Raw genomic sequence first — 18,710 nt, 5'->3', positions numbered from 1 at the left:
AAAGCGTTTTCTGAATCGGGAAGGTGATGTTAATGATACACAGTGTGACGAATGGGCTGAATCGTTTTTGTACGTGGGTGATGAGACTAGCTTATTTGAATGTGCTTTGGCTCTTGTTTTCTCTTGCGGGTCTGGTTGTGTTTGGGCTGTTGCCCGCTACCGCCGCGATGTTTTCAGTGGCGAGAGAATGGGCGAAGGGGAACACGGATGCACCGGTGTTTTCTGTCTTTTTTCGGGCGTTTCAAAAGGAGTGGAGGGCATCGCAGCTTCTCGGGCTCATGCTTGTGACGGCCGGCCTGTTTCTGTTTGCGGATATGCGGATTGCGGCTCAGATGAATCAGCCTGTGCTCGTCAATGTGTTCCTGAGCATCAGCTTGATTTTCGCGTTTGTTGTGCTGTACGTGTTTCCGGTGTTTTCTCATTTTGATGTGAAAATCAGGGAAGTGCTGAGCATCAGTTTTTTGATTGCCTTCAGCCGTCCGGCGGTGACGCTCATGATGGCGGCGGGCGCTGTCGGTGTGTTGTTTCTCGTGCTTTTTCATGTTGTGTTTCTGCTGTTTTTCAGCGGGAGTTTACTTAGCCTGATCTTAACGAAGCTATCCTTTAAAGCGTTTCGGTCAATGGATCAGCGTCAGGAAAAAGAAAAGGCGGCATGAAAAAAAGAGTCGCGGGCTGGTACAGACGGATGAAGATTAAGGATAAGCTGTTTGTGTTTCTATCTTTGATTATGGCCGTGTCCTTTCTGTTTGTATACAGCGGGGTGCAGTACGCCTTTCATGTGTATGATGAGCAGATTTACCGCAAGTCGTCGGAGGTGCTGCGGATGTCTTCTGAAAGGATCGAAGACGAGCTGAAAAAGATAGAGGATGTGTCATATGAAATCATTACGAACGAACAGATTCAGCGCATCCTGAGCATGCAAAATCGTGATGATACGTACGATCAGTATCAAATGAAGCAGGAGCTGTGGGATCAGCTGGCGGAATATGCCGGCGATGAAAAGTACATCGATTCCATTCATTTGATTGACGCCCGCGGCTCAGAGTATTCAGCCGGAAGCAGTTCCTCAGATCTTTTGAAGCAGCAGCAGAAAGAGGTGTTTACACGAGCCAAAGCGAAAAATGGAAGAAATCTTTGGATGACGCTCGGCGGTTCAGATCCTGTCCTCATTTCAGCGCGGCAGATCAGATCCTATCATCAGCTGAGTTTGAACGGTTTGGGCATGGTGCTGATTCAAGTCAAGGTGAAACAGATGATTCGTGATTTGCCAAAGGATTGGGGCGATGCGGTCGGAGACATCATGATCGCCGACCAAGGCGGGAATTTGGTGTACTCGGCACATGCTTCGGTGTTGGCGTCCGAGGCGGCAAAGGAGACGCTGAAGCACCCTGGTTATGACCTGATAAAAAAGAATGGCAAACGTTACTTTATTTCTTTCCTTCAATCATCCTATCAAAATTGGAGCTACTATAACGTCATCCCCTTTGATCAGATGTTCGAAAAAATTTCCTTTATGAAAACGGTGATCGGCACGTGTTTTCTCCTGTTTTTCTGTGCGGTTTTGCTTTTCGGAAGAAAAATCGCCAACAGCATCACGGAGCCGATTGAGCAGCTTGTGTCCGCGATGAAATCGGTGCAGGACGGCGGCATTGAGGCTGGGGTATCGCTTTCTCTGCCGGAACATACACAGGATGAGGCCGGCATGCTGAACCGCCATTTTACTGTCATGATGAAACGGATTAACGAGCTTATGGAAGAAAATGTGGAAAAGCAGCTCATCATTAAAGAAACCGAATTGAAGGCACTGCAAGCCCAGATCAACCCGCACTTTTTATATAATACGCTCGAGTCCATCAATTGGCTGGCAAAGGCGAATCAGCAAAAGCAAATTTCAAAAATGGTGGAATCGCTCGGCTTTCTGCTGCGAAACAGCATTCATATGAAAAAAGATACAGTGACCATTCAGGAGGAGGCGGACATCGTTCTTCACTATATGACCATTCAGCGGTTTCGATTTGAAGAGCGCCTGAATTTTACTTTGGATATCGACGAAGAAGTAAAGCATTGCCTTATTCCGAAACTGACGCTTCAGCCGCTGGTTGAAAATGCGATTCAATACGCGCTTGAGCCCTTCACCAGGCCGTGCGCCATCCGCCTTCAGGCGAAAAAAATGAAGAACTGTGCCTGTATTACGGTCGAAGATAACGGTCCCGGCATGGATGAACAGATGCTCGAAACATCGGGCGGAAGAGGAATCGGGCTTTGGAATATTCGTGAACGCATCAAGCTGACATTCGGAGAGCCGTACGGCTTGCGCATTCATAGTGAGCAAGACAAGGGAACGAGGATTGTGATCACAATACCGTGCCGAAATGAGGTGGCGTGATGTATAAGATACTGCTGGCTGATGATGAGAGGATTATTCTTGACGGAATGGCGGGAATCATTGAGTGGGAGGCGCTTGGCGCTTCATTGATCGGCAAAGCGCAGAACGGGAATGAAGCGTATGACAAGATCTTAAGCAAGCAGCCGGATATTGTCATTACAGACGTGAAAATGCCCGGTATGGACGGGCTTGAGCTGATTAAGAAGGTGTCAGCCGCCAGTCCGTCGGTTCAATTTATCGTCTTATCCGGGTTTGGAGAGTTTGAGTACGCGAAGGAAGCCATGAAATACGGGGTAAAGCATTATTTGCTGAAGCCCTGCAATGAACAGCAGATTATCAGCTCGCTGGAGGAGATCATGGCCGAGCTGAAGCAGTTCGATGTGCGGAAAAAGAGAACCGCTCATCTGAAGCATGAGCTCGATCATATCCGTTCCTTTGCCGCCGATCAATACTTGGAGGGCTTGATCGCCGGTGTAGCCCAGCTGTCACCGCTGCCTTCACTTGCCGGAAAAAAGGTCCGCCTCCTGATTTTAAAAGGGGAACAACCTGTTGATGTCGGGGCCAGAGAGACATTCGGTTCGGCGCTGACAGCGGTTTGCAGCAGCGGAGAATGGACGGTGCTCGCCGTGGAGGAAAACGCCGCTGAAAAGGCGGCGGACGTTTTCGGGGACGATCGGATGGCAATCAGCCAGGCGGGAGAACTCCGGCACGCGGGGCAGCTGTTTCGGGACACCATCGAAACGTCTGGTGACCTGCACGGGAGCGCAGTGATTTCAAAAATGATCAGGCTTGTTGCCGATGAGCTCGGAAATCCGAATCTGTCCTTAAAATGGGCGGCGAAGGATATGCTGTTTATGAATCCTGATTATCTGGGAAAATTATTTAAACAGGAAACAGGCGAGAAATTTTCCCAATACGTGACGCGAGTGCGTCTTGAACATGCGATGAAGCAGATGAAAATCAGGCGGGACGCGAGTGTCTCAGAAATCGCGGAAGAAATCGGGTTTGGCGATAATCCGAAGTATTTCAGTCTCGTCTTTAAAAAATATACCGGTCTGACACCGTCAGAATTCAGAAAAAAACAGGGAGGCGCTTCCGCAGGATAGCCATCTCTGTTTTTTTTACTTTCCCCACTGTTTTTTGAGTGTTTCGCCCTATCTGAACGCTTTAAAATAAAATGTAAGCACTTACATTAAAGGGGGGGATTGATTTGAAGAAGATTTGCTACGTGCTGCTGTCGCTTGTCTGCGTCTTTTTTTTCAGCGGATGTTCCGCGGGTGAAGAGGCATCGGGGAAAAAAGAAGACATTACGCTCAGAATCGCATGGTGGGGCGGGCAGCCAAGGCATGATTATACAACGAAGGTAATTGAACTTTACGAAAAAAAGAATCCGCACGTCCATATTGACGCAGAATTTGCGAACTGGGATGACTACTGGAAAAAGCTTGCGCCGATGTCTGCCGCCGGCCAGCTTCCCGATGTCATTCAAATGGATACCGCTTATTTGGCACAATACGGCAAGAAGAACCAGCTGGAAGATTTAACGCCGTATACAAAGGATGGAACGATTGATGTCAGTTCAATCGACGAGAATATGCTGTCGGGCGGAAAAATTGACAATAAGCTCTATGGGTTTACGCTGGGCGTCAACGTGCTGTCTGTGATTGCCAATGATGATTTGCTGAAGAAAGCCGGTGCGTCCGTCAATCAGGAAAACTGGACGTGGGAGGATTACGAGAAGCTGGCGTATGATCTTCAAGAACAAGCCGGCGTCTACGGCTCCAACGGCATGCATCCGCCTGATATTTTCTTCCCTTATTATTTGCGCACGAAGGGTGAGCGTTTTTATAAAGAAGACGGCACAGGCCTCGCGTATCAGGATGATCAGCTGTTTGTCGATTATTTTGAACGGCAGCTGAGGCTGGTGAAAGCGAAAACATCTCCAACGCCCGATGAAAGCGCACAGATTAAAGGGATGGAGGACGACTTTATCGTCAAAGGCAAGTCGGCGATTACGTGGAACTACTCCAATCAATATTTGGGTTTTGCCCAGCTGACAGACTCGCCGCTGTCTCTTTATTTGCCGCCGGAGCAAATGAAGGAAAAGGCGCTGACGCTGAAGCCGAGTATGCTGTTTTCGATTCCGAAAAGCTCTGAGCATAAAAAAGAGGCCGCGAAGTTTATTGATTTCTTCGTGAATAATGATGAAGCGAATCAGCTGATTAAAGGCGAGCGGGGAGTGCCGGTATCCGACAAAGTGGCGGATGCGATTAAACCAAAGCTGAATGAGGAAGAAGCCAATATCGTTGAATATGTAGAAACCGCTTCAAAACACATCAGCAAAGCCGATCCGCCGGAGCCCGTGGGAAGCGCGGAGGTCATCAAGCTGCTGAAGGATACGTCTGATCAAATTCTGTTTCAGAAGGTATCGCCGGAAAAAGCCGCCAAAACGTTCCGGAAGCAGGCCAATGACATTTTAGAGAGGAATAATTGACGGGAAATGGGGCTGACGCAATGAAAAAAAGCCGGAGTATGAGAAAAGACAATCTGGCGGGATACGCTTTTATTTCTCCGTTTATTATCGGGTTCCTTTGTTTTACGGTGATTCCGATGGGAGCGTCCCTGTTTCTGTCCTTCACAAGCTATGACTTGTTTACGGCGCCGAAATGGATCGGGCTCGATAACTACAAGGAAATGTTTACGGGTGACGAAAAGTATTGGCAGTCGCTGAAGGTGACGTTTACGTATGTGCTTGCCGGGGTTCCGCTCCGCCTCGGCTTCGCGCTTTTTATCGCTGTCATTTTAAACAATGCATCAAAAGGAACGGCCATTTACAGAACGCTCTTTTATCTGCCTTCGATCATCGGCGGGAGCGTGGCCGTGGCGATTATGTGGCGCAATATTTTTGGCAATGACGGGGTCATCAATGCGCTGCTGTTTTTTGTGGGGATTGATCAAAAAATTCTTTGGTATCAGGACCCGACAAGTGCGCTGTGGACATTGATTTTGCTGTCCATCTGGCAGTTCGGGTCATCGATGCTGATTTTTCTGGCCGGCCTGAAAAACATTCCGTCTTCGTATTTGGAAGCGGCCAGTGTGGACGGGGCAAATCGGGTGCAGCGTTTCTTTCAAATTACGCTTCCGATTCTCACGCCGATTATCTTCTTTAATCTAGTGATGCAGACGATTTCTGCTTTTATGACGTTTACACCTGCCTATATCATTTCAAAGGGAGAGGGCGGGCCGCTTGACGGGACGCTTTTATATTCGCTTTATTTGTTCCAGCGGGCGTTTAACTATTTTCAAATGGGCTACGCATCGGCGATGGCGTGGGTCATGCTGATCATTGTCGGGCTGATTACGCTGATTTTGTTTAAGACATCGGCCTATTGGGTTCATTACGAGTCAAAGGAGGAATGACGGATGGAGCCGGTCAACCAGCCTGTCAGAGAAGCCCCGGTTTTTGAGAGAAAAAAAGCCGGACGCGTCAGGCTCAAGCGCATACTGTTCCATGTTTTTACGGCATCGCTGGCGGTGTTATTGCTGTACCCGGTCATTTGGCTGTTTGTCAGCTCGTTTAAGGAAAGCTCCAGTATTTTTACAACCTCTCATTCTCTCATTCCCGACCCTTTTATTCTCAGCAACTATGCGGAAGGATGGAAGGGCATTGCGGGGCAGCCGTTTCTGACCTTTATTAAAAACTCGGCGATCATTGTCGGGCTGTCCACAATCGGCGCCGTCCTGTCATCGGCTGTCATTGCATACGGATTTGCGCGCATCCCGTTTAAGGGAAAAGCGTTTTGGTTCGTCTGCATGATGGGGACGTTAATGCTGCCGCATGAAGTGCTGATGATTCCGCAGTATATTTTGTTTGCGAAATTAGGCTGGCTGAATTCTTTTAAACCGATTGTCGTTCCGCCATTTTTCGGGCATGCGTTTTTTATTTTTCTGATGATCCAGTTTATCCGGACGATTCCCGAGGAGTTGGATGAAGCGGCGAGAATCGACGGATGCGGGCGCTTTGCCTGCTTTTGGCGGATTATTCTGCCGCTGATTGCCCCAGCGCTTGCGACGTCTGCGATTTTCTCCTTCTATTGGAAGTGGGAGGAGCTGATTCAGCCGCTTTTGTACTTGAATAAACCTGAGCTTTACTCTGTTTCACTCGCGCTGAAGCTTTTCCTCGATACGGAATCAGCTTCGAACTGGGGCGCGATGTTTGCCATGTCGGCTGTCTCGTTATTGCCTGTGATTCTTGTATTCTTTTTGTTTCAGAAGTATATCGTTCAGGGCATTAGTACGACCGGATTAAAATAAAAAGGAGTGTTGCAGATGGCACAGCTTATCTTTGATGAAGAAAAGGTCACATCCGTCATTGACCGGATTGTAAAAAGGACATTTCAAATGGATTTTGCATGGGATTGGCCGGGCGGCGTGGCGTTTTACGGTGTGGCGGAGGCGTATGAAGCGACGGAAAACGAGGAATATATCAATCTGTTAAAAACGTGGGTTGATGAACAGCTTGAGGATGGGCTGCCGCTGCTTTCGATCAACGGAGTTTCCATCGGCCATACGCTTTTGTTTCTCCACAAGGTGACGGGTGATCACGTGTATTTGGAAACGGCGGGTGAGATGGCGGAATATGTGCTGCATAAGGCGCCGCGCTTTGGCGAGGGGATCCTTCAGCATACGGTTAATTCGACGGAATACGTGTTTCCTGAGCAGGCATGGGCGGACACGCTGATGATGGCAGGGCTGTTTATGCTGAGAATCGGGCGGGTGATGGAGCGTGAGGATTATTTTGAAGATGGTCTGCGCCAGTTCCACGGACATGAAGATGTGCTTCAGGACCCTGTCACGAATTTGTACTACCACGCCTGGGACAACAAAGCGCAAAATCATCTGTCGGGGATTTATTGGGGCAGGGCGAACGGCTGGGCCGCACTTACGATGGCGAAGGCGCTTCCGCTCATTGAGGTGACGCATCCTTCTTTTATGATCATTGACGGCTCGCTCAGAGACCAGCTGAGCGCGCTCGTCCGGCTGCAGGATGAATCAGGGCTCTGGCACACCATTTTGGATGATCCGGATTCGTATCTCGAGGTTTCGGCTTCGGCGGGGATTGCATCTGCTCTTTTGCCGAACGGAAAGCTGTATACAAAATACGCGCAGAAATCGCTTGCCGCCATTTTGGATGCGGTGGAAGAGGACGGACGGGTCAGCAAGGTATCGGCCGGAACAGCCGTCATGAAAAATGCCGAAGGATACAAACAGGTGCCTTACAAACGAATACAAGGATGGGGACAGGGACTTGCGCTGACTTTTCTTGCTGATGTGCTGAGAACGAAAAAACGCGTGTATCAGTAAAGCGGCGGCGGGGGGAAAGGGATGAAAAAACAGCCTCAACAGAAGGAACAGGTTTCACGCTGGAAGGGAACGTATTTCAAAAGAAACTTTGTCTTTATTTTGCTGATTGCCTGTATTCCCGGATTGCTGACTGGCGGCGCTATCTATTTTCTTTCGATCGACAAGGTGGAGAAGGAACTGCAGAGGTCGCATGAAACACAGGTGGCGCGTGAAGTCAGCCGGATGGATGAAAAGCTGGGAGTGCTGGAGCTGACTCTCACCCAGATGGCGTACGATTCTTCGCTGATGAATGGATTGGCAGAGAAGGATTTGGAGAAAGATTATACGTTCTCCTATCAATTAACGAAAAAGCTGTTTCTTTTACGGGACCAGCAGCCGCTGATCGAGCAGGCTTCCATCTTTCTGAACAGCCCCCGGCCTCTTGTGCTGAGCCCTGAATACAGCGCTTTGACAGAACAGGAGACGCTTCGCAAGTATCGCTCGCTGCTTGCCTCGGACAACAGTATTTATTGGAACCGATCCGGAAATCAAGCGATGCTGATCCAGCTCATTCCGGGTTCGGCGGAGAAACCGTTCGGCGCGATCATGCTGGCGGTTGATCCGTTAGAAATGGAGTCGATCCTGCAAAGCTTGTCCCCTTATCCTGAGGGCAGTGCGCTGCTTCTGGACCAAAATCGGGAAGTGCTTTTTCAGGAAGGAGAAAAGGATTTAGAAAAGACTTTAATTGAAGAGATAAAAAAACAGCCGGACGAGAAAGGGCATTTTCAGATGGAATGGGGCGGCACGTTGTATTCCGTCTCCTTTGGAGAAATGAACCGCATGCATCAGCAGTGGACCTTTGTGTCAGCGGCGCCTCTTTCAGCCATTACAGCGCCGATGGTGTTTTTATCAAAAGTGATCATCGTCATGCTTGGCATTTGCATCGGCTTAGCGGTGTGCATGACGTGGTACGCAGCAAAAAAAATCTATCGCCCCATTCAGCATTTGCTTGGCTTGTTTACCGGGGGAGAGAAGAAAACATGGCAGGTGTCCGGGCAGGATGAATTCAAGTGGATTGAAAAGCGATGGCATGACCTATCCCTTGAAAGCCGGAAGCTTCAGGAGCAGCTCCTGCGGCAGACGCCCCATATGAAAAAGAGTTTTTTGCAGCACCTCTTGCAGGGCGATTTTTACTATGACAACGAGGCAAGTCTCAGATCACGGATGGAGGAGGCTGGATGGAACATCGGAGAAAACGTGTTTCAGGTGCTTGATCTTCAGGTGACAGGGCTCCGTTGTGAAACAAGCATCTTCCGCGCCGGTGATGAACAGCTCGCTGTATTTACCCTGACCAATCTGGCCGAGGAGCTTGCGGCAAAACGCTGTTTTCAGCCCTCCATTCTTCATATCGGCCGGCTTTCCGTCACCGTGCTTGTGATGAAAACAAACAGAGCTGATCTGAGGGCGTACGTAACGGAGCTTGCACACCAATTTGACGATCTCACCGGATTACACCTGACCGGGACGATGAGCAGGAAGACGGAGCTCGTCACGGAAATCCGTTCTTTATATCAGGATGTGAAAAGCGGAAAATCCCACAGGCGGTTTGCCAACCGGCATCAGGTGATTGATTTACAGGCCGGCTTCCCTCAGGATGAGCAGTCCGCCCCTTATTACCCTTTTGAGCTGGAAAAACAAATTGTTCGGGCCATCCGTCTGGAAAGAAAACAGGAAGCCGAGGACCTGATACGTGTCTGCATGGAGGAACTGGCGGAAAAGGCGGGCATAGACAGACATGTGCACTCCGCCCTGATTCAAGTGTTTTCCCGCATTCAGGAGGATATTCTGCATTCCGGGCTCAATCCGAGCGAACTGTTTCAGCATCGGGATCTGCTTCTGGAGATTTCAGAATTGCGCGAATCCGGTGAAGCGGCGGCCTGGCTGATGGATGCTGTCGTTACACCATATCTTTCCAAGCTTGAGGGCAGAAAAAACAGACAGGAAAAGCAGCTGGCGGAACGTGTGATGGCCATGATTCATGAACAGTATATGGCGGATCTTTCGCTGGAAAGCTGTGCCGATGCGCTTGGCATGAATTCATACACGTTAAGCAAGGCATTTAAGCAAGTAACCGGCATTAATTTTATTGATTATGTGACCCAAATCAGAATTGAAAAGGCGAAAGAGCTGCTGGTGAATACGAATAAGAAAATTCTTGACGTGTCAGAAGAAGTCGGCTACCGACACAATTACTTTAACCGGATTTTTAAAAAACAGGTCGGCGTGCCGCCGGGTGTCTTCAGGCAAATGTATCAGGAAACGCCGTGAAAGGAGAGGGCATGTGATGGAAAAAGCGATTCAAGTGTTTTTAGCGGGGGATTCCACCGTGAGTGACTGCCCGCCTCATGAAGCGCCTATGGCGGGGTGGGGGCAGGTATTCGGGCAATTGTTTTCTAAAGATGTGAAGGTGCGCAATCACGCCAAAGGAGGAGCGAGCACCAATTCTTTTGTGGAGGAAGGAAGGCTTCAGGCGATTGCTGACCGTATCATGCCAGGCGATTATTTGTTTATTCAATTCGGCCACAATGACCAGAAACCGCGGGGGACGCAGCCGTACTCTACGTTTCAGCAGTTTCTCACCCTGTTTGCAGATACGGCACGCGAAAAGGGAGCGCATCCTGTGTTCGTCACATCAGTGCAGCGCCGCCGCTTTGATGAAAACGGGCGGATCGAGCATACGCTTGACGAATATCCTGATGCGATGAAAGCACTGGCAAAGGAGCTTGCTGTGCCCGTGATCGATCTGCTGGCGAAAACAAAGGTGCTGTATGAAGCATACGGACCGGAGGAGTCGAAGCGATTGTTCGTTTGGCTTCAGCCGAATGAACATCCGAATTATCCGGAAGGCATTGCGGACAATACGCATTTTTCGGAAGAAGGGGCGATGGAGGTTGCGAAGCTTGTGGCAGAAGGCATTGAGGAACTCGGCCTTCCGCTGAAGGACCATCTCGTGAGCCGGGAGGGAAAAGAATATGTATAAGGAAGGCGCGTGCCTGTACCGCAATCCGCTCCGGTCAGCAAGCGATGTGAAGGATTGGCGGATGGAGGGGGGCGGACAGATTTCATTTGACGATCGCCGCTTGCACCTGTCGCATGTTCAGGACGAAGCACACTTTGTCTATTGGTGCCCGGAAACCTTTCCGGACGGCATCATTGTGACGTGGGATTTCTCGCCGATTGAGCAGCCTGGACTTTGTATGCTGTTTTTTTCCGCTGCGGGGATTGGAGGCGAGGATTTGTTTGATCCAAGTCTCAAGAAAAGAACGGGAAAGTACCCTGAATATCATTCAGGAGACATCAACGCGCTCCACCTGTCGTATTTCCGCAGAAAATACGCGGAAGAAAGAGCGTTCCGCACCTGCAATTTAAGAAAAAGCCGCGGTTTCCACCTCGCCGCGATGGGAGCTGACCCGCTGCCTTCTCCAGACGACGCTGATTCTCCGTATCAGATGAAGCTCATCAAAGACAAAGGCTATGTGCACTTTTCAATCAATGATCTGCCCATTCTTGAGTGGACGGACGACGGCAGCGCACATGGGCCTGTGTTAACAAAAGGAAAAATCGGGCTCCGGCAGATGGCGCCCATGAAGGCGGCTTATCGAGATTTTGCCGTGCACCAAGCGGTGAGAAGATGAAAACAACGGTAACGGATGCGCTTTACGCAGGATGCGAAGCGGTGGTGAAAATCGCGTGGCTCAACGGGTTATGGCTGTTGTTTACGCTTTTGGGCGGGATTCTTTTCGGCTGGGCGCCGAGCACAGCCGCGATGTGTGCGGTCATACGAAAATGGCTGATGGGGCAAAAGGATGTCCCGGTGTTTCCGTTATTTTTCGATATCTACAAAAAAGAATTTCTCAAGGTCAATGCGATCGGATTGGCGTTTGCGGCTCTTTTGCTCATATTGTCCGCGAATTATCATTATTTTTCTGCCAGTACGGATTGGCTGTCCTTTGCCGTAACAAGCTGCACGCTGCTTGCTGGGTTTTTGTATATCATTGCCTTAATGTATGTGTTTCCCCTTTACGTGCACTACCAGCTCCCGCTTCGTAAATATATTCCGCAAGCGCTGCTGTATGGCGCCATGCGGCCGCTGACGACCGGCTGTATGCTGATCGGGTGCGGATTTGTCCTTTATTTGCTGTATACGCTCCCGGGCCTGATCCCCTTTTACGGCCCTTGTTTATTTGGGCTTGTGTCGATGTTTTTTGCTTTCAGGGGGTTTCAAAAGACGGAGGCCCAGCACCGCCAAGCCGGGTAACAAAAAAGTGACCATTTCGCAAAAGAGTGCAGTGTCTGAATAAGGCGGATGCAAAAAAGTGAAATTGAAGGCAGCTCATACAGCGCATAAAATCCAATTTGAGTAAGCGCTTACAAATGAATGAGAAGGAGCTGTCTGATGAATACACGAAGGAAACGCATGTTTACCGCTGTGATGTTGCTGGTCTTGTTGGTGATGGGGGCCTCTGTATGTCCTGTGAAAGCTGAAGGGGCAGCGCGGCAGATGGAAGGGCTGAACCGGGGGCTTGTGGCAGTCAAGACGGACGGCGGCATTTTTGTCAGCTGGCGGTTTCTTGGCACTGAAAATGCATCTGTTTTGTTCAATGTGTACAGAGACGGGCAAAAGCTGAATGCCGCACCTGTCAAAAGCACGAACTATGTGGATCAAAACGGATCGGCGGCCTCCACGTATACGATTCGGGCTATCGTAAACGGAACCGAACAGGCGGCTTCTGAAAAAGCCTCCGTATGGGCGCAGCCGTATCATTCCATCCGGCTGGATAAACCGGCTGGCGGCACGTCGCCAAAGGGTGAAGCTTACACGTACAGCGCCAATGACGCCAGTGTTGGCGATGTGGATGGCGACGGGCAATATGAGCTGATCCTGAAATGGGACCCGTCTAATTCAAAGGACAACTCACAGGATGGCTATACGGGTGACGTGCTGATTGACGCGTATAAACTGGATGGAACGAAGCTATGGCGGATTAATCTCGGCAAAAACATCAGAGCGGGAGCGCACTACACCCAGTTTATGGTGTATGACCTTGATGGTGACGGAAAAGCGGAAGTGGCGATGAAAACGGCGGACGGGACAAAAGACGGCACGGGCAAAGTAATTGGAAATGCCAATGCTGATTACAGAAATGAACAGGGGCGTGTGCTTTCAGGCTCTGAATATCTCACTGTGTTTCAAGGTGCAACCGGGAAAGAGCTTGTCACAACAAATTTTGAACCGGCCCGCGGCAATGTGTCAGATTGGGGAGACAGCTACGGCAACCGGGTTGACCGGTTTCTAGCTGGGATTGCCTACCTCGACGGACAGCGGCCGAGCTTGATCATGACTAGAGGGTATTATGCCAAAACCATGCTTGTCGCCTATAACTTCAGAGACGGAAAGCTGTCAAAGCTATGGACGCTCGATTCTTCGAAGTCGGGAAATGAAGCGTTTGCCGGACAGGGGAATCACAGCCTGAGCATTGCGGATGTTGATGGAGACGGAAAAGATGAGATCATTTTTGGCTCAATGGCTGTTGATCATGACGGCAAAGGCATGTATTCGACTGGCTTAGGCCACGGGGATGCCCTCCATACCGGGGATCTTGATCCGAGCCGGCCGGGTCTTGAGGTGTTTCAGGTGCATGAGGACAAAAACGCAAAATACGGCTTATCCTTCCGTGATGCGGCAACCGGGAAAATCCTTTGGGGTGTTTATGCCGGCAAGGATGTAGGCCGGGGCATGGCTGCTGATATTGACCCGCGTTATCCGGGACAGGAAGTGTGGGCGAACGGTTCTCTTTACACAGCGAAAGGGGTCAAAATCGGAAGCAGTGTTCCGTCCTCGACCAACTTCGGCATTTGGTGGGACGGCGACTTGCTGCGGGAACAGCTGGACAGTAACCGAATCGATAAGTGGGATTATCAAAACGGCGTATCGAAAAATATTTTGACTGCTTCAGGGGCGGCCGCCAACAATGGCACAAAAGCAACACCGGCGCTGCAGGCTGATCTGCTCGGTGACTGGCGTGAGGAAGTTGTGTGGCGAACGGAGGACAGCAGTGCGCTGCGCATTTACACGACGACCATTCCGACTGAGCACAGGCTGTACACGCTGATGCACGATCCTGTGTACCGGCTTGGCATCGCCTGGCAAAATGTCGCGTATAACCAGCCGCCGCACACAAGCTTCTTTTTAGGAGACGGCATGGCGGAACAGCCAAAACCGAATATGTATACGCCTTAACAGAAAGGGGGAAGGAACGGGCTGCGCACAGCCCGTTCCCATTAAAATGAAACCAAAAAAGAGGCAGATGGAATACTTGACCAGAGGTTTAATTGCGGTCAAGACAGAGCAGGGCGTGTTTGTCAGCTGGCGTTTTCTCGGAACGGATCATGAGACGACGGTTTTTCACCTTTATCGAGATGGAAAGCGAATCACCCGCGAGCCGATCGCGGACAGCACGAATTTTCTCGATCAAAACGGAACGGCGGACGCTGTTTATCAGGTGGCGGCCGTCAATAAAGGACGGGAAGAAAAGCTGTCCAAAGAAACTCCCGTCTGGCGGGAAAATGTCCTGGAGGTTCCGCTTAACAAACCGGAAGGCGGTGTGACGCCGGACGGAAAGCCGTACACCTACAGCGCCAATGATGCCAGTGTCGGGGATGTGGACGGGGATGGAGAATATGAAATCATCTTGAAGTGGGACCCGTCTAATTCTAAAGACAACGCCCATAACGGATATACCGGGGACGTTCTCATAGATGCCTATAAACTGGACGGCACCTTTTTGTGGCGCATCGACCTCGGCAGAAACATTAGAGCGGGCGCGCATTATACCCAGTTTATGGTCTATGACCTAGACGGTGACGGAAAAGCAGAAATCGCCATGAAAACAGCCGACGGCACAACAGACGGGAAAGGAAACGTCATTGGCGATGAACATGCCGATTTTAGGAACGAACAGGGCAGAATCCTGTCCGGTCCGGAATATTTGACGGTGTTTAAAGGAGAAACCGGTGAAGCGCTAACGACCGTGGAATATGAACCGCCCCGCGGCAAACTGGAAGATTGGGGAGACGGATACGGCAACCGGATGGACCGTTTTCTCGCCGGAATCGCTTATTTGGACGGGGAGCGGCCGAGCCTCGTGATGGCGCGCGGCTACTATACGAGAGCGGTGCTCGCGGCATACGATTTCAGAAACGGAAGGCTGAAAAAACGCTGGATATTTGACTCCAATCAGCCGGGCCATGAAGCGTACGCAGGGCAGGGGAACCACAGCTTGAGTGTGGCGGACGTTGACGGAGACGGGAAGGATGAAATCATTTACGGCGCCATGGCGGTTGATCATGACGGCACAGGCCTGTACACAACGGGGCTTGGACACGGAGACGCGATGCATGTAGGTGATCTAGATCCGTCCCGAAAAGGGCTTGAAGTGTTTCAGGTGCATGAGGATGCCTCGAAGCCGTACGGACTGTCGCTGCGTGATGCCGGAACGGGCGAGATTTTGTGGGGCGTTCATGCTGGGACAGATGTCGGCAGAGGCATGGCGGCCCATATTGATCCAAACTACAAAGGATCGCTCGTCTGGGGAATTGATCCGCCGGGCAATGACGGAATGTCATATGGGCTTTTTACAAGCAAAGGAGAAAAAATCAGCGACAAAGCGCCAGCCTCAGCCAATTTTGCCATCTGGTGGGACGGCGACTTGGTCAGGGAACTGCTCGATCATGACTGGGACGGAACGATCGGCAGGCCGAAGATTGAAAAATGGGATGCTGAAAACCGCTGTCTGAAAACAATTTTTCAGCCGGCCGGCGTGCTGTCTAACAACTGGACAAAAGGAAACCCTGTTCTTCAGGCCAACCTGTTCGGAGATTGGCGGGAAGAAGTGATATGGAGAACGGAGGACAGCAGCGCGCTCCGCATCTATACATCGACACATCTCACCGGCCACCGCTTGTACACGCTCATGCATGACCCGGTTTACCGGCTCGGCATCGCCTGGCAGAATACCGCCTACAACCAGCCGCCGCATACGGGCTTTTATCTTGGAACGGGAATGAAAAAACCGCCGAAGCCCGCCCTGTACACAGCGGGAAGCAAAACGGAGACGCGGCTATAGGAGGAACGTATCGTATATAAAGCAAAAGCTGGTCGCTTTGAAAGGATGGCGTACGGGCAGGTTCAGGCGTTGCACGCACCGGTTTTCTGACCATGATCGAAATCATATTAAAACAAAAAAAACGAGGGGGAATGAGGAATGGCAAATCATATTTATCTTGCCGGTGATTCGACGGTTCAAAGGTATGGAGACAGCACAAATCAAGGGGGCTGGGGACAGTTTCTCGGCTCGCATCTGCCGGAGCATATTCAGGTGATCAACAGAGCGATCGGGGGAAGAAGCTCGAAAACATTTGTGGAAGAAGGCAGGCTTCAGGCGATTCTGGAGGTGATTGAGCCGGGTGACTGGCTGTTTGTGCAGATGGGCCATAATGACGCGTCGAAAAATAAGCCGGAGCGCTACACCGAGCCTTATACCACCTATAAACAATATTTAAAGCAGTATATCGCAGGCGCGCGGGAAAAAGGCGCCCAGCCGCTGCTCATCACCCCTGTAGCCCGCTTTCATTACGAAAACGGCGTGTTTTTGAACGACTTTCCTGATTATTGCATTGCCATGAAACAGACGGCTGCTGAGGAGAATGTCCAGCTCATTGATCTCATGGAGAAAAGCCTCGCTTTCTTTACCGAGAAGGGTGAGGAAAAGGTGTACACCTATTTTATGGTATCGGAAGGAATAAACGATTACACACACTTTACAAAAAAAGGCGCAAATGAAATGGCCAAACTCGTGGCAAAAGGCATCAAGGAGCTCGGCCTGCCATTGACAGAATCGATCATCAAAGAAGGGTGAAGAATGTGAGGAGAAAACTGTATCATGGCGCTTGCTATTACCCGGAATTATGGGATGAGGAAACGATTCAGCAGGATATTGACAAGATGCGTGAAGTTGGCGTGAATGTTGTGCGGATCGGCGAGTTTGCCTGGTCTGTCATGGAGCCGGAAGAAGGGAAAATTGACGTCGGTTTTTTCAAAGAGATCATCACCCGGCTGTATGACAACGGTATCGAAACGATCATGTGCACGCCGACGCCTACACCGCCGATTTGGCTGTCGCACGGCCGGCCGGAGCGCATGCATGTAAACGAAAAAAGGGAGGTCATGGGGCACGGCTCCCGTCAGCATACTTGTACGAACAACCCGTATTTCCGAAAAAAAGCCGCCATGATTACCACAAGCATCGCCAAGGAGCTTGGCCAGCTCCCGGGCCTGATCGGCTGGCAGCTAGACAATGAGTTTAAATGCCATGTTGCTGCATGCATGTGTGAGACGTGCTTGCACTTATGGCATGACTGGCTCAGAAACCGCTATGGCGTGATTGAGCGGTTAAACGAGGCATGGGGAACCGATGTGTGGAGCGAAACGTACCAGGCGTTTGAGCAGGTTCCGCAGCCGGGGCCGGCCCCGTTTCTGCATCACGCCTCTCTAAGCACAATGTATCAGCTGTTTTCGATGGAGATGATCGCTTCATTTGCGGATGAACAGGCCAAAATCATCCGCTGTTATTCGGATGCGCCGGTCACGCATAACAGCTCTGTCATGTTCAGCGTGGACAATGAGCGGATCTTTCAGAATCTCGATTTTGCCTCCTATGATACGTACGCTTCGCAGGAAAACGCCTCCGCCTTTTTACTGAACTGTGATTTGTGGAGGAATTTGAAACAAGGGCGCCCGTTTTGGATTTTGGAAACAAGTCCGTCGTATGCCGCTTCGCTTGAAAGCTCCGCTTTTCCGCATGCTGATGGGTATTTACAGGCCGAAGCCGTATCTTCCTACGCCTTAGGGAGCGATGGCTTTTGCTATTGGCTGTGGCGCCAGCAGCGTTCAGGAAGCGAGATTTCACACGGTTCGGTTCTCAGTGCCTGGGGTGAGCCGGCTGTTGGTTACCAGAATGTGCTGGCGGTCGAGCGGGCAAGAAAGGAGATCGAATCAATTATTCTATCGACAGAACCTGTTCAAGCCGAGGCGGCGATGACATACTCCGACAGAGCAAAAGCTTTTATCAAAACAGAGCCTCATCGGGGGCTCCAGCACCGTTCGCTTGTGACGCATTTTTATGAGCGTATGCTCCATACTGGGATTCACCGTGACCTTATTCCGGAAGGCGTTCCGCTGGACGGCTACCGCCTGCTGTTTACGCCATTTGTGCCGTATCTGTCTTCCGAATTTATCAACAAAGCTTTGGCATTCGCTGAAGCGGGAGGCATCTGGATCGCCGGGCCGCTGACAGGCGGGCGCACAAATGAGCATACGATTCATACGGATTGCGGGCTTGGAGAACTTGAGAAAACAGCCGGGATCAAAACGCTATATACCTTTCCAATGAACGAGAACGTGAATACAGGAAAAGCGTTTGGCATCACTGCGCCGCTCGGGCTGTGGAGTGCGGTGTTTGATACAGAGAGCGGAAGCACGCTTGGCACGGTTGAATCAGGACCTGGAGCAGGCCATGCGTTTCTGACAGAACGGAAACTCGGCAAAGGGAAAATTGTCATGCTTGGATCGCTTCCATCCGGTCAAGAAGGGGATGCGATGCTGGAAGCGCTCGTCAGGCATTACGCAGCGGAAGCAGCCATCTCCGTTCGGTCGGATGTGACACCCGGCACGATCGTTGCCCCGCGCAAAGGGGATCACGGCATGGTGTGGATCATCGTCAATATGGATGGAGAAGGCGGAAGCGTGACACTGCCTGAAGCGGGAACGGATCTGTTGACGAACCGTTCGGCGAAAGCGGGGAGGCTGGCGGTCGGACCGCATGAATACCATGTGATTCAGTTTGACAATCACAGCTGATTC

The 18,710-nt window shown here is 50.8% G+C and carries 15 protein-coding genes; all 15 read left to right on the top strand.

Annotated elements, in window-relative coordinates:
* The first annotated feature begins 26 nt into the window (after positions 1 to 26).
* Positions 27 to 656 carry a YesL family protein gene (locus V6D44_RS16195; RefSeq protein WP_087992480.1) on the top strand — a complete coding sequence of 210 codons (630 nt, stop codon included), beginning with the start codon at positions 27 to 29 and terminating at the stop codon, positions 654 to 656.
* Positions 653 to 2,386, top strand: coding sequence for a cache domain-containing sensor histidine kinase (locus V6D44_RS16190; protein ID WP_087992481.1), 1,734 nt, complete (start codon positions 653 to 655; stop codon positions 2,384 to 2,386). Before V6D44_RS16195 ends, V6D44_RS16190 begins: the two co-directional genes overlap by 4 nt.
* Complete coding sequence (locus V6D44_RS16185; protein WP_087992482.1) at positions 2,386 to 3,492, top strand: response regulator transcription factor; 1,107 nt, start codon at positions 2,386 to 2,388, stop codon at positions 3,490 to 3,492. The genes V6D44_RS16190 and V6D44_RS16185 overlap by 1 nt, the downstream gene beginning before the upstream one ends.
* A gap of 104 nt (positions 3,493 to 3,596) precedes the next feature.
* Positions 3,597 to 4,880 (top strand): ABC transporter substrate-binding protein, encoded by a 1,284-nt coding sequence (locus tag V6D44_RS16180; RefSeq protein WP_087992483.1) that lies wholly within the window; start codon positions 3,597 to 3,599, stop codon positions 4,878 to 4,880.
* Positions 4,877 to 5,806: a carbohydrate ABC transporter permease gene (locus V6D44_RS16175; RefSeq protein WP_087992484.1), complete on the top strand. Its 930-nt coding sequence runs from the start codon at positions 4,877 to 4,879 to the stop codon at positions 5,804 to 5,806. The genes V6D44_RS16180 and V6D44_RS16175 overlap by 4 nt, the downstream gene beginning before the upstream one ends.
* A gap of 3 nt (positions 5,807 to 5,809) precedes the next feature.
* Positions 5,810 to 6,700 carry a carbohydrate ABC transporter permease gene (locus tag V6D44_RS16170; RefSeq protein ID WP_253268899.1) on the top strand — a complete coding sequence of 297 codons (891 nt, stop codon included), beginning with the start codon at positions 5,810 to 5,812 and terminating at the stop codon, positions 6,698 to 6,700.
* 15 nt (positions 6,701 to 6,715) lie between these two features.
* Positions 6,716 to 7,750 carry a rhamnogalacturonyl hydrolase YesR gene (gene yesR, locus V6D44_RS16165; RefSeq protein WP_087992486.1) on the top strand — a complete coding sequence of 345 codons (1,035 nt, stop codon included), beginning with the start codon at positions 6,716 to 6,718 and terminating at the stop codon, positions 7,748 to 7,750.
* A 21-nt stretch (positions 7,751 to 7,771) separates the two neighbouring features.
* Entirely contained in the window at positions 7,772 to 10,057 is a 2,286-nt protein-coding gene (locus V6D44_RS16160; RefSeq protein ID WP_333516729.1) for a helix-turn-helix domain-containing protein, read from the top strand.
* 13 nt (positions 10,058 to 10,070) lie between these two features.
* The gene (locus V6D44_RS16155; RefSeq protein WP_087992488.1) at positions 10,071 to 10,769 is read left to right on the top strand and encodes a rhamnogalacturonan acetylesterase; all 699 of its coding nucleotides are present in this window, start codon (positions 10,071 to 10,073) and stop codon (positions 10,767 to 10,769) included.
* The gene (locus tag V6D44_RS16150) at positions 10,762 to 11,424 is read left to right on the top strand and encodes a YesU family protein (RefSeq protein ID WP_087992489.1); all 663 of its coding nucleotides are present in this window, start codon (positions 10,762 to 10,764) and stop codon (positions 11,422 to 11,424) included. Before V6D44_RS16155 ends, V6D44_RS16150 begins: the two co-directional genes overlap by 8 nt.
* The gene (locus V6D44_RS16145; protein WP_087992490.1) at positions 11,421 to 12,047 is read left to right on the top strand and encodes a YesL family protein; all 627 of its coding nucleotides are present in this window, start codon (positions 11,421 to 11,423) and stop codon (positions 12,045 to 12,047) included. Before V6D44_RS16150 ends, V6D44_RS16145 begins: the two co-directional genes overlap by 4 nt.
* Before the next feature lie 138 nt (positions 12,048 to 12,185).
* A complete protein-coding gene (gene rhgW, locus V6D44_RS16140; RefSeq protein ID WP_442893323.1) occupies positions 12,186 to 14,030 on the top strand; it encodes a rhamnogalacturonan lyase in 1,845 nt (614 codons plus the stop codon).
* 46 nt (positions 14,031 to 14,076) lie between these two features.
* The gene (locus V6D44_RS16135; RefSeq protein ID WP_333516727.1) at positions 14,077 to 15,915 is read left to right on the top strand and encodes a rhamnogalacturonan lyase; all 1,839 of its coding nucleotides are present in this window, start codon (positions 14,077 to 14,079) and stop codon (positions 15,913 to 15,915) included.
* 138 nt (positions 15,916 to 16,053) lie between these two features.
* On the top strand, positions 16,054 to 16,707 hold the full coding sequence (locus tag V6D44_RS16130; RefSeq protein ID WP_333516726.1) for a rhamnogalacturonan acetylesterase: 654 nt from the start codon (positions 16,054 to 16,056) through the stop codon (positions 16,705 to 16,707).
* Between the two features lie 5 nt (positions 16,708 to 16,712).
* A complete protein-coding gene (locus tag V6D44_RS16125; protein ID WP_333516725.1) occupies positions 16,713 to 18,707 on the top strand; it encodes a beta-galactosidase in 1,995 nt (664 codons plus the stop codon).
* Positions 18,708 to 18,710: the final 3 nt, after the last annotated feature.

This window comes from Bacillus sp. 0209A (genome assembly GCF_036765095.1).
GTDB classification, from domain to species: Bacteria; Bacillota; Bacilli; order Bacillales; family Bacillaceae; genus Bacillus; species Bacillus subtilis_G.
This window is presented reverse-complemented; position numbering and strand designations above follow the sequence as displayed.

Coding starts and splice junctions, on each gene's coding strand:
- V6D44_RS16160 (WP_333516729.1), top strand. CDS start 7,772: ATGAAAAAACAGCCTCAACAGAAGGAACAGGTTTCACGCTGGAAGGGA.
- V6D44_RS16130 (WP_333516726.1), top strand. CDS start 16,054: ATGGCAAATCATATTTATCTTGCCGGTGATTCGACGGTTCAAAGGTAT.
- V6D44_RS16135 (WP_333516727.1), top strand. CDS start 14,077: ATGAAACCAAAAAAGAGGCAGATGGAATACTTGACCAGAGGTTTAATT.
- V6D44_RS16190 (WP_087992481.1), top strand. CDS start 653: ATGAAAAAAAGAGTCGCGGGCTGGTACAGACGGATGAAGATTAAGGAT.
- V6D44_RS16170 (WP_253268899.1), top strand. CDS start 5,810: ATGGAGCCGGTCAACCAGCCTGTCAGAGAAGCCCCGGTTTTTGAGAGA.
- yesR (WP_087992486.1), top strand. CDS start 6,716: ATGGCACAGCTTATCTTTGATGAAGAAAAGGTCACATCCGTCATTGAC.
- V6D44_RS16185 (WP_087992482.1), top strand. CDS start 2,386: ATGTATAAGATACTGCTGGCTGATGATGAGAGGATTATTCTTGACGGA.
- V6D44_RS16195 (WP_087992480.1), top strand. CDS start 27: ATGTTAATGATACACAGTGTGACGAATGGGCTGAATCGTTTTTGTACG.
- rhgW (WP_442893323.1), top strand. CDS start 12,186: ATGAATACACGAAGGAAACGCATGTTTACCGCTGTGATGTTGCTGGTC.
- V6D44_RS16145 (WP_087992490.1), top strand. CDS start 11,421: ATGAAAACAACGGTAACGGATGCGCTTTACGCAGGATGCGAAGCGGTG.
- V6D44_RS16150 (WP_087992489.1), top strand. CDS start 10,762: ATGTATAAGGAAGGCGCGTGCCTGTACCGCAATCCGCTCCGGTCAGCA.